The sequence below is a fragment of the Cellulomonas sp. P5_C6 genome (assembly GCF_054049635.1).
Genome location: NZ_JBFULZ010000148.1, coordinates 1 through 10,138, shown reverse-complemented (window position 1 = coordinate 10,138; position 10,138 = coordinate 1). Strand labels below are relative to the sequence as shown.

9 protein-coding genes are annotated in these 10,138 nt (G+C 73.5%); 7 read left to right on the top strand and 2 right to left on the bottom strand.

From position 1 onward, the window contains the following. From ACXJKG_RS15335 to ACXJKG_RS15320, 4 genes are all read left to right on the top strand, one after another. The coding region (locus tag ACXJKG_RS15335; RefSeq protein ID WP_456846609.1) for a DUF4190 domain-containing protein at positions 1 to 896 on the top strand (896 nt) is incomplete at its 5' end. Positions 897 to 991: 95 nt separating this feature from the next. Then, positions 992 to 1,564, top strand: a complete 573-nt coding sequence (locus ACXJKG_RS15330; RefSeq protein WP_456846611.1) for a septum formation family protein — start codon at positions 992 to 994, stop codon at positions 1,562 to 1,564. A gap of 130 nt (positions 1,565 to 1,694) precedes the next feature. Next, positions 1,695 to 3,935: an aryl-beta-d-glycosidase gene (locus ACXJKG_RS15325; protein WP_456846608.1), complete on the top strand. Its 2,241-nt coding sequence runs from the start codon at positions 1,695 to 1,697 to the stop codon at positions 3,933 to 3,935. 103 nt (positions 3,936 to 4,038) lie between these two features. After that, entirely contained in the window at positions 4,039 to 4,602 is a 564-nt protein-coding gene (locus tag ACXJKG_RS15320; protein WP_456846607.1) for a hypothetical protein, read from the top strand. A gap of 31 nt (positions 4,603 to 4,633) precedes the next feature. On the opposite strand, the gene ACXJKG_RS15315 is transcribed toward ACXJKG_RS15320, so the two are convergent. Next, positions 4,634 to 5,308, bottom strand: coding sequence for a TetR/AcrR family transcriptional regulator (locus ACXJKG_RS15315; protein WP_456846606.1), 675 nt, complete (start codon positions 5,306 to 5,308; stop codon positions 4,634 to 4,636). A 144-nt stretch (positions 5,309 to 5,452) separates the two neighbouring features. Between ACXJKG_RS15315 and ACXJKG_RS15310 the strand changes: the two genes are divergently transcribed. The 3 genes from ACXJKG_RS15310 to ACXJKG_RS15300 all read left to right on the top strand — a co-directional run bounded on the left by ACXJKG_RS15310 (position 5,453) and on the right by ACXJKG_RS15300 (position 10,006). Then, on the top strand, positions 5,453 to 6,745 hold the full coding sequence (locus tag ACXJKG_RS15310) for an MFS transporter (protein WP_456846605.1): 1,293 nt from the start codon (positions 5,453 to 5,455) through the stop codon (positions 6,743 to 6,745). After that, positions 6,745 to 8,472 carry a glycoside hydrolase family 3 protein gene (locus ACXJKG_RS15305; protein WP_456846604.1) on the top strand — a complete coding sequence of 576 codons (1,728 nt, stop codon included), beginning with the start codon at positions 6,745 to 6,747 and terminating at the stop codon, positions 8,470 to 8,472. Before ACXJKG_RS15310 ends, ACXJKG_RS15305 begins: the two co-directional genes overlap by 1 nt. 76 nt (positions 8,473 to 8,548) lie before the next feature. Then, a complete protein-coding gene (locus tag ACXJKG_RS15300; protein ID WP_456846603.1) occupies positions 8,549 to 10,006 on the top strand; it encodes an outer membrane protein assembly factor BamB family protein in 1,458 nt (485 codons plus the stop codon). Between the two features lie 7 nt (positions 10,007 to 10,013). On the opposite strand, the gene ACXJKG_RS15295 is transcribed toward ACXJKG_RS15300, so the two are convergent. Continuing rightward, the coding region (locus ACXJKG_RS15295; RefSeq protein WP_456846610.1) for a hypothetical protein at positions 10,014 to 10,138 on the bottom strand (125 nt) is incomplete at its 5' end.

The window sequence follows — 10,138 nt, the reverse complement described above, 5'->3', positions numbered from 1 at the left end:
GGGCACCACCGGCCGGTGCACCGCCGGTCGGCGCACCCCCTTACGGGGCCCCGCAGTACGGGGCACCCCAGTACGGCGCGCAGCCGTACGGCGCGCCTGGGTACGACCAGGTGCCGCCGACGTACGCCGCGCCGCCCTACGGGTACGGGCAGCCGTACGGCCCGCGGCCCACCGAGGGCATGGCGATCGCGTCGTTCGTGACCAGCACGGCCGGGCTCTTCTTCCTGGGCGGGCTCCCGGGGCCGGTCGGCCTCGGGCTCGGCATCGCGGCGCTGCGGCGCATCAAGGTCAACGGCAAGGCGGGCCGCGGGTGGGCGATCGCCGGCATCGTCGTCGGAGCGGTCGGCATCGTGTACCTGCTCGCGCTCATCGCCTACTTCGTGTTCGTCATCGCGCTCTTCTCCAGCGGAGGGTTCCAGGACGCCTTCGACGAGGTGCAGCAGGGCATGGAGGAGGGGTCCGACGGCTCGACCGGCACGGACACCGGCGCCACGCTGCCCGACTTCACGCTGCGCACCGACCTCACGGCGGGCACCTGCCTGACCACGTTCTCGGAGAGCTACGACATGGCCGACACCGACCCCGTCGACTGCGCCGTCCCGCACGAGGCCGAGGTGGTCGGGCTGATCCCCATGTCGGGCCCGGTGACCATGGACGCCGACGACGAGTACGACACGGCCTACAACGACGCGTGGGACGCCTGCGACCAGCTCACCGAGGGGCTCGTGCCGGGCTACTTCGACGACGGCGACATCAGCCTGTACTTCCCGCACCCGGACGACTACGCCGCCGGGGTCACCAACGGGTACTGCGTCTACTACGGCGACGAGCCGGGGATGACCGGATCGGCGACCGCCGGCACGCTGCAGCTGGCCGGCGCCGGGACCTCGTCCTGAGCGGACCCGGCGACCCCTACGCCTACCCCGAGCCGCACTACGCGCCGGGGTGGACGGCCCCGCGCCCGCCGCTCGAGCCCACGGCACCCTGGTCGCTGGTCGCGGGGCTGCTCGGGCTCGGTCCGGTCGCGTTGGTCCTGGCGATCATCGCCCTGCGCCGGGCCGCGCCCCGGCGCACCCGGGGTCGTGGCCTCGCCATCGCCGGCGGCGTGCTGGGGGTGCTGGGGACCGTCGGGCTCCTCGTCGGCGGCACCATCCTCGTCCTGACCTCGATGGCGACGACGCCGCTGCCGGCCGACGTGCCCGCCCCCCGGAGCGCCCACGCGCAACAGCTGGTGACGGGCAACTGCCTGGCCTCGGTCCCCGACGACGGGGCGGTGGACCGGGTCCGCGTGGTGCCCTGCGCCGAGCCGCACGCCGGCCAGGTGATCACCGAGTTCACGTTCGCGGGGAACGCCGTGTGGCCCGGGCAGCAGTCCGCCGACGCCCGTGTGGCACGCGCCTGCGTGCTCGACGACACCGAGATCGCCGCCGGGGTCCGCACCGTGACCTGGTCGCCCACCGAGCGGTCCTGGGCCGACGGCGACCGCATCGGGCTGTGCCTGGCGGTCGTCGACGGCGGCGGTGTCACCGGCTCGTTCCTCGACGGGACCGCGCAGCTCCCCTGAGCCGTCGCACGGCCCGCGGCACCACCCCCTCGTTCGTCATGCGCGTATCCGGATGCTCCAGACACTTACCACGTGGTAGGGAATGGGCTATGGTGGCACGCAACGAACCCCAACGAGGAGGTACCCCGCGATGACGCAGGTCTTCGACGTCGAACGTGTCCTGGCTCAGCTGACCCTGGAGGAGAAGGCGTCGCTGACGTCCGGCTCCGACTTCTGGCACACGCAGGGCATCGAGCGCGCCGGGGTCCCCGCCGTCATGGTCACCGACGGCCCGCACGGTCTGCGCAAGCAGGCGGAGGACGCGGACCACCTCGGGCTCGGCAACTCCGTCCCCGCCACGTGCTTCCCGACGGCGGCCGCGCTCGGCTCGTCGTGGGACGTCGAGCTGGTCACCCGCGTGGGCGAGGCGCTCGGCCGCGAGACGCGCGCCAACGACGTCGCGGTGCTGCTGGGCCCGGGCGTCAACATCAAGCGGACCCCGCTGTGCGGCCGCAACTTCGAGTACGTCTCCGAGGACCCGGTGGTCGCGGGCGAGCTGGGCACCGCGATCGTGCGGGGCATCCAGAGCCAGGGCGTCGGCACCTCGCTCAAGCACTTCGCGGCCAACAACCAGGAGTCGGACCGCATGCGCGTCTCGGCCGAGGTGGACGAGCGCACGCTGCGGGAGATCTACCTCCCGGCGTTCGAGCGCGTGGTGAAGAACGCGCAGCCGTGGACCGTGATGTGCGCGTACAACAAGGTCAACGGGACGTACGCGTCCGAGCACCACTGGCTGCTCACCGAGCTGCTGCGCGACGAGTGGGCGTTCGAGGGGCTCGTCGTCTCCGACTGGGGCGCCGTGCACGACCGAGTCCCGGCATTGGCCGCCGGCCTCGACCTGCAGATGCCCGCCGCGGGCCCGCGCCCCGACGACGAGGTCGTGGCCGCCGTCCGCGACGGCTCGCTCGACGAGGCCGTGCTCGACGTCGCCGCGCGCCGGGTGCTCGACCTCATCGCGAAGTCGCTGCCCGGCATCGAGTCGGACGACTCCTTCGACGTCGACACCCACCACGAGCTCGCCCGCGAGGCCGCTGCCGCCGGGTCCGTGCTGCTGAAGAACGACGGCGGCCTGCTGCCGCTGACCTCCGCCGACGGTGTCGCCGTGATCGGCGAGTTCGCCCGCACGCCGCGCTACCAGGGCGCCGGCTCGTCGCAGGTCAACCCGACCCGGCTCGACGCCCCCCTCGACGCCCTGCGAGCGACCGGCGGCGACTTCCCGTTCGCGGCCGGCTTCACCATCGCGGGCGGCCCGGACGGCGACGACGAGGAGCTCCTCGCCGAGGCCGTGTCCGAGGCCCGCGACGCCGCGACGGTCGTCCTCTTCCTCGGCCTGCCCGGCCCGGACGAGTCCGAGGGCTACGACCGCCCCCGCCTCGGGCTGCCCGACAACCAGGTGGCGGCGCTGCGCGCGATCGCCGAGGTGAACCCCCGGGTCGTCGTCGTGCTGGCCAACGGCTCGGCGGTCAGCGTGACCGACTGGCGGGACCTCGCCCCGGCGATCCTCGAGACGTGGCTCGGCGGCCAGGCGGGCGGCTCGGCGGTCGCCGACCTGCTGCTCGGCGTCCGTACCCCGTCGGGCAAGCTCACCGAGACGATCCCCCACCGCATCGAGGACACCCCGGCGTTCGGCAACTTCCCCGGCGAGGCGGGCGTCGTCCGCTACGGCGAGGGCGTGCTGGTGGGCTACCGCTGGTACGACACCCGCGCGATGGACGTCGCGTACCCGTTCGGGCACGGCCTGTCGTACACGACGTTCGGGTACTCCGCCGTGGCGGCGACCGTCGACGGCACCGACGTGACGGTGACCGCGACGATCACCAACACCGGGTCCGTCGCCGGCGCCGAGGTGGTCCAGGTCTACGTCCGCGACCCGCAGGCCTCGGTGCTGCGCCCGACGCGCGAGCTCAAGGCGTTCGCCAAGGTGGCCCTCGAGCCGGGCGAGTCCCGCGAGGTGTCGTTCACGCTGACGGCACGGGACCTGTCGTACTGGCACCCCGGCCTGCACCGCTGGGTGGTCGAGGGCGGCGAGTTCGTCATCGAGGTCGGGGCGTCGTCCCGGGACCTGCGCGGGTCCGCGTCGGTCGAGGTCGAGGGTGAGCCGCTCTGGGGCGAGCTCACGGTGATGTCGACGATCGAGGAGTGGTTCGCGCACCCGGTCGGCGGTCCGCTCCTGCAGGCCGCGCTGGTGCCGCCGGCCGACATGGGCCCGCTGGACGAGACCATGCAGGCGATGATCATGCAGATGCCGGCCAAGGTGATCGCCGACTTCGGCATGGCCGGCTTCGACCGCGAGGCGCTGGACACGCTGGTGGCCAAGGTCGCCGCCGGCTGACCCCTCGAGAACGTCACGGCGCCGCGAGAACGGCACCCCGCGGTGCCGATCTCGCGGCGATCTGCGTTCTCTGCCGTGCGGGCGCGCCTGGGACACTCACCCCATGGACCTCGACCCGGTGCTCGCCGCGCTCGACTCCGCCGGGGTCTGGCTCGACCCGGGGCTGACCGACGACGAGATCGCCGACGTCGAGCGGCGGTTCGGGTTCACGTTCTGCGCCGACCACCGCGCGATGCTCACGCTCGCGGTCCCGGTCGGCGACGGCTGGCCGGACTGGCTCGACGACGACGAGTCCCCCGTGCGCACGCAGCTGGCCCGGCCGGTCGACGGGGTCGTGCTCGACGTGCTGCACGACGGGTTCTGGCCGGCGTCCTGGGGTCCGCGGCCGGCCGACGACCTCGAGGCGGCGGCTCGTCGGCACCTCGCGCACGTCCCGACGATGGTCCCGGTCTACTCGCACCGCTACCTGCCGGGCGGGGCGGCGCCCACCGGGACGCCCGTCTTCTCGATCTACCAGACCGACGTCATCACCTATGGCTCCGACCTCGCCGACTACCTCGCGCGCGAGTTCCTGCACCGGTCGTCGCCGGTCCCGCCGGCGGACCCGTCCGTCCGCGTCCCGTTCTGGTCGGACCTGGTGGACGGGATCGACCCCGCCCAGCCGTGAGCGCCGCCCGAACCCTCCCGAGCTCGGCGCGTCAGTGCGTGAGCAGTGCCGCGAAGTGGGCGCGCAGCGCTGCGGCCATGTCCGGGCGGGTGTCCGGGGTGTCGGCGGCGAGCAGCCACTGGATCTGCATGCCGTCCATGACCGCGACCGTCAGGCGCGCGGCCATGAGCGGGTCGACGCCGGCCCGGAGCCGGCCCAGGTCGCGCCAGCGCTCGAACTCGGCGAGCGAGAGCTCCACGACGGTGCGGTAGCGGTTCTGGAAGTACGCGTGCGCGGGGTGGTCGGGCGAGGTGGCCTCGGCAGACAGCGTGGCGAAGAGCTCGACGATGCCGGGGCGGGCGGCGTTGCGCTCGATCAGCATCGACAGGCTGTCGAAGTAGTCGCGGCCGGCGGCGACGTCGGCGGCGAACAGCGCCTCGTCGATCTCGTCGCGGCGCGTCAGCACCGCCTCGAGCAGGGCCGCCTTGCTGGGGAAGTGGTGCAGCAGCCCGGGGTGCGAGATGCCGACGCGGGAGGCCACCTCCCGCAGGGACGCCGTGTGGTACCCGACCTCGCCGAACAGCTGCATGGCCGCGTCGAGGATCTCCTCGCGGGTCGCGCGGCCCTTGGCGTAGCCGCCGGCGCGGGCCGAGGGTGCCGACGAGCCGCGGGACGGCCGGACGGCATCCTGAACAGGGCCGGCGGCAGTCGTGACCTCGGTCGTCATGGCCCCAGGATCGCACGCGGAGACCAATTCCGACCAGATGGTAACCAGAGACTTCCGCGAATCCCGACCACCTGGTAACTTGTGCTTACCACGTGGTCGGGATTCAAGGACGGACCGACCCGCTGTCCGACACAGGAGTCCGACATGGCCCTCACTCAGCCCCCCGCCCCGGTCACGAGCGCGGCCCCCGCGCCATCGACCACGCCGACCGCCCGCGAACCCCGCAGCTACCTGCCGTTCCTCGGCGTGGCCAACCTCGGCGTCTACATGGCGCTGCTGACGCCGGTGATGGTGTCGATGGCCTTCAAGATCGACCACCTGGTCGGCGCCGCCGCAGCCCCGGCCGCGCTCGGCACGGTCATGGGCGTCGGCGCGCTGTTCGCCCTCATCTGCAACCCGCTGGCGGGCCGGCTGTCCGACCGGACGACGAGCCGGCTCGGCATGCGCCGCCCGTGGATCCTCGGCGGCGCGATCGTCGGCGCCGCGGCCCTGGCCGTCGTCGGCACCGCGCAGTCCGTCGCCCTGGTGCTGGTGGGCTGGTGCATCGCGCAGGCCGCGTTCAACGCGGTGCTCGCCGCCGCCAACGCGACCATCCCGGACCAGGTGCCGGTCGAGCGCCGCGGCAAGGTGTCCGGCCTGGTCGGCATGGCGACGCCGCTGGCCATCCTGCTCGGGAGCGTCATCGTCAACCAGATCTCGGCCGACGCCGCGCGGTTCATCGTGCCGGCCGCCCTCGGTCTGGTCTTCTCGCTGCTGTTCGCCGCCGTGCTGCACGACCGCCGGCTCGACCAGGCGCCCGCGCAGAAGTTCACCGTCGGGCAGTTCTTCGGCTCGTTCGTCTTCAACCCGCGCAAGCACCCGGACTTCGGCTGGACCTGGCTCACCAAGTTCATGGTCATGTTCGGCTACGCGGGCATCGCGACCTTCCTGCCCTACTACCTGGTCGGCAAGTTCGACCTGTCCGAGCAGGAGGCGACCGGCGTCATCCTCACGGCGACGTTCGCGTCGGTGGTCGGCATGGTGATCTCGAGCCCCGTCGGCGGCATCCTGTCCGACCGGTTCGGCAAGCGTCGCCCGTTCGTCGCGGCCGCCGGCGCGATCATGGCGGTCGGCCTCGTGGTGCTCGCGTTCGCCCCGACCATCGCCCTGGTCGTCCTCGGCCAGGCCATCATCGGCCTCGGCGCCGGCGCGTTCTTCTCCGTGGACATCGCGCTGGCCACGCAGGTGCTCCCCACCAAGGAGGACACCGCGAAGGACCTCGGCGTCCTCAACATCGCCAACGCCCTCCCGCAGTCGCTCGCCCCCGCGATGGCCCCCGCCATCCTGGCGGTCGGCGCGCACCTGCCCATGGGTCAGTACCCCACCTGGTACCTGTTCGGCGCGGTCGTCGCGCTGGCCGGTGCCGTGCTCGTCTACCGGATCAAGGGTGTTCGCTGATGACCGTGACCAACGAGACGTACGTCTACCAGGACGCCACCCAGCCGGTGGACGACCGGGTCGAGGACCTGCTCGGGCGGATGACGCTCGAGGAGAAGGCCGGCCAGCTCTTCCAGCACATGATCACGGCCGGGCCCCTGACCGAGAGCGACCCGATCTTCGGCCTGCCGTCGGCCGACGAGTACGTGAACGCCAAGCACATGACCCACTGGAACCTCCTCGGTGTCCCGGGCAGCGCGCGCGAGCTCGCCGAGTGGCACAACCGGCTCCAGGCGCTCTGCGAGACGACGCGCCTCGGCATCCCCGCGACGATCGCGACCGACCCCCGGCACGCGTTCACCGACAACCCCGGCACCGCGCTGCTGTCCGGGCCCTTCTCGCAGTGGCCCGAGACCCTGGGCCTGGCGGCGACCCGCGACGAGGCGCTCACCGAGCAGCACGCCGACGTCGCACGGCAGGAGTACCTGGCCGTGGGCCTGCGCACCGCCCTGCACCCGCAGGTCGACCTGGCCACCGAGCCCCGCTGGGCCCGCGCGAACGGCACGTTCGGCGAGGACGGCGAGCTCACCGGCCGGATGGGGGCTGCCTACGTGCGCGGGTTCCAGGGCCCGGACTTCGGGGTGGACAGCGTCTCGACGATGACCAAGCACTTCCCCGGCGGCGGCCCGCAGAAGGACGGCGAGGACCCGCACTTCGCCTACGGCCGCGAGCAGGTCTACCCGGGCGGCCGGTTCGCCGAGCACCTCGAGCCGTTCAAGGCGCTGCTGGCCGCCGGGACGCGGCAGATGATGCCGTACTACGGCATGCCGGTCGGCCTGGAGGGCATCCCCGAGGTCGGGTTCGGCTTCAACAAGCCGATCCTGGACCTCCTGCGGGACGACCTCGGCTTCGACGGCATCATCTGCACCGACTGGGGCCTGGTGTCCGACGCCGAGGTGTTCGGGCAGCCGTTCCCCGCCCGCGCGTGGGGCGTCGAGCACCTGTCGGTCGAGGACCGTGTCGCGCTGATCCTCGAGGCCGGCGCCGACCAGCTGGGCGGGGAGTCCTGCCCGGAGGTCGTGGTGGCGCTGGTGCGGTCCGGAAGGGTCACGGAGGGCCGCATCGACCAGTCGGTCCGCCGGCTGCTGCGGGAGAAGTTCCTGCTCGGGCTCTTCGACGACCGCCGGTACGTGGACGTCGAGGCGGCGTCGGCCGTCGTCGGCAACGACGAGTTCCGTGCGGCCGGGATCGCCGCCCAGGCCGCCGCGGTGACCGTCCTGACCAACGACGGCATCCTGCCCCTGACCCCCGGCCTGCGGATCTACGCCGAGGGGTTCGAGGGCTCGGTCGGCGACCCCGCCGACGCCGATGTCGCGATCCTGCGGCTCAAGGCGCCGTTCGAGCAGCGCGGCCCCGGGTTCGAGGCGTTCTTCCACGCCGGCTCGCTGGACTTCCCCGCCGACGAGATCGCGCGGATCACCGCGATCGCGTCGGTCGTCCCGACGATCCTCGACGTCTACCTCGACCGGCCCGCGATCCTCACTCCGCTGGTGGAGTCGGCGGCGGCGGTCGTCGTGAACTTCGGCGCCGGCGACGGCCCGCTGCTCGACGCGCTCGCCGGCGCGGCCCGCGGGAGGCTCCCGTTCGACCTCCCCCGGTCGATGGCGGCGGTCGAGGCGTCCCGCGAGGACGTCCCGTTCGACACCGCGGACCCGCTGTTCCGGTTCGGGCACGGCCTGGAGCTCTGAACGCCCCGGGGCAGGGTCCGACGTGCTGAGCCGCGGCGGACCCTGCACCCGGGATCGCGGTGGGTAGTCTCCGCACATGCCACGACGCGCCGACCTCGCCTCGGTCGAGCTCGTCGAGGGGGACGACGTCCCGCCCGCTGAACTGCACGCGACCGTCGCCGCCGCGCCGAGGCGCCGCCGGTGGTGGCTGCTGCTCGCCGCCCCGGTGATGATCCTCGGGCTGGTCGTCGGGGCGCAGCAGGTGATCGACGGCCGGGAAAGGGCCGCCGACGCCCGGATCGCGGCGCTGCCCGGTGCCATCGCCCAGGTCGGCGACCACCTCGGCACGGTCTGGACGACGGACCCGGGAACGAGCCCGCTCGCGTCGGGGCCGGTCGCCGACGGAGCGTTGCACGGCCTGCTCGTCGGACCCGACGGATCCCTCACGTACTCGACGGTCGACGTCGACACCGGGACGCAGGTGTGGTCCGCGACGCTGCGAGGACCCGACCCGGCGCTGACCGACCCGACGAACCGCACCACGACGGACTGCCAGGCCGCGGCCGACGACCGCGCGGTGTGCTTCGTCACCGACGGGTACCGGAACTTCTCGGACACGGGCGACGCGAGTGACGGCCGACCCGCCACGCAGGCCCACGCGGTCGTCCTCGACCTGGCCGACGGCAGCGTGCTGGCCGACCACCCGGTGGCCCCGGCGGGCTCGCTGGCCGTGCTGCCGGGCCTGGTGGCCACCGCGGTGGTCGACGACCAGGAGCACCTCGTCGTCGTCGCGACCGACCCCATGACCGGCGACGAGCTCTGGCGCTACCGCGACCCCGACCCGGTGCGGGGCGCCGCCGACGACAGCGCCGCGGACATCGCGGGCGCCGGCGGCGTGGTCGTGCTGTTCAACCGGCCGGGCGGACCGCTCGTGCTCACCCCGACGGGCCTGCCGCTCGACGCGGACGGCGAGGGCGGCTCGTGGCAGCCGACCCTGGACGGTGGGCTCGCGTGGGCGCTCCCGGACCCAGCGGGCGGCGACCAGAAGGAGAGCGTGCTGCGCGGGGGCGAGCACCCGCTGGACGTCACCGGCGACCTGCTGGACAGCGTGGTCGACGACGGCAGCATCCCCGGCCTCGCACTCTCCTCCGGGCGGAAGACCTACGCCTGGGACGCCCGGACCGGGAGGAAGCTCTGGGAGGCCGACGTCGCCGCGGCGCAGAACGCGGGCGGCCAGACGCTCGTCCTGCAGGGCAGGGTCTACCTGACGACCGCCGACGCGGTGGTCGCGCTCGACGGCCGCGACGGGTCGCTCGTGTGGAGCACCCCCCGCTCGCCGTCGACGACGGGCGGGGGGCTGCTCACCGACGGCCTCCACGTGCTGCTGGTGCAGTCGCCTCTCGACAGCTCGGGCACCGGCGACCTGCTGGTGATGGACCGGCGCAACGGCACGGCGCTGCGCCGGGTCCCCCTGCCGGTCGGCGTCGCCTACGCGTGGGTCGCCGGCCACCGGTTGATCACCGACGACGGCACGGCGGTCCGCGGCATCGGGTGACCCCGCGCTACCGCGAGCTGGAGACCTCCAGCCCGTCGGCGCCGCGCTCGACCAGCACCGTGTCCCCGTCGCGGATCTCGCCCGCCAGGATCTGCCGCGCCAGCCGGTCGCCGATCTCGCGCTGCACCAGCC